This window comes from Rhizobium bangladeshense (assembly GCF_001662075.1).
Classification (GTDB): domain Bacteria; phylum Pseudomonadota; class Alphaproteobacteria; order Rhizobiales; family Rhizobiaceae; genus Rhizobium; species Rhizobium bangladeshense_B.
The window spans coordinates 1-1,140 of the sequence record NZ_LYPL01000091.1; the positions used below are offsets into that span (position 1 = coordinate 1).

The window sequence follows — 1,140 nt, forward strand, 5'->3', positions numbered from 1 at the left end:
AGTAGACCACCACGCCGCGGATGCTTTCACCCTTGTGCATCATCTCGAAGCCCTTGTTGATGTCTTCGAGCGGCATCGTGTGGGTGATCATCGGGTCGATCTGGATCTTGCCCTGCATGTACCAGTCGACGATCTTCGGAACGTCGGTACGGCCGCGCGCACCGCCGAAGGCGGTGCCCATCCAGTTGCGGCCGGTCACCAACTGGAACGGCCGGGTGGAGATCTCCTGGCCGGCACCGGCAACGCCGATGATGATCGATTTGCCCCAGCCGCGGTGGGATGCTTCCAGCGCCTGGCGCATCACCTTGGTGTTGCCGGTGCAGTCGAAGGTGTAGTCGGCGCCGCCGATCAGGTCGCCGTTGCGCTTGGTCATGTTGACGAGATAGGGCACGATGTCGTCGGCGACCTCTTTCGGATTGACGAAATGCGTCATGCCGAATTTCTCGCCCCAGGCCTTGCGATCCGGGTTGATGTCGACGCCGATGATCATGTCGGCGCCGGCCAGGCGCAAGCCTTGCAGCACGTTGAGGCCGATGCCGCCGAGGCCGAAGACGATGGCGGTGGCGCCGATCTCTACCTTGGCGGTGTTGATCACCGCGCCGATGCCGGTGGTCACCCCGCAGCCGATGTAGCAGATCTTGTCGAAGGGGGCGTCGGGATTGACCTTGGCAAGGGCGATCTCCGGCAGCACGGTGTAATTGGCGAAGGTCGAGCAGCCCATATAGTGATGGATCTTGTCCTTGCCGATCGAGAAGCGCGAGGTGCCGTCCGGCATCAGACCCTGGCCCTGGGTCGAGCGGATGGCGGTGCACAGATTGGTCTTGCGCGACAGGCAGGAATAACATTCGCGGCATTCCGGCGTGTAGAGCGGAATGACGTGGTCGCCCTTCTTGACCGAGGTCACACCCGGACCGACATCGACGACGATGCCGGCACCCTCATGGCCGAGAATGGCCGGGAACAGGCCTTCCGGATCGGCCCCCGACAGGGTGAAATCGTCGGTGTGGCAGATGCCGGTCGCCTTGACCTCGACCAGCACTTCGCCGGCCTTCGGGCCGTCGAGCTGCACGGTCATCACTTCGAGCGGTTTTCCGGCCTGAACGGCTACGGCGGCGCGAACGTCCATTTGATATCTCCCTG

At 63.2% G+C, this 1,140-nt stretch carries 1 protein-coding gene; it reads right to left on the reverse strand.

Translation table 11 applies throughout. From position 1 onward, the window contains the following. The coding region (locus A7X77_RS31615) for an S-(hydroxymethyl)glutathione dehydrogenase/class III alcohol dehydrogenase (RefSeq protein ID WP_064686695.1) at window positions 1–1,126 on the reverse strand (1,126 nt) is incomplete at its 3' end. Window positions 1,127–1,140 lie beyond the last annotated feature (14 nt).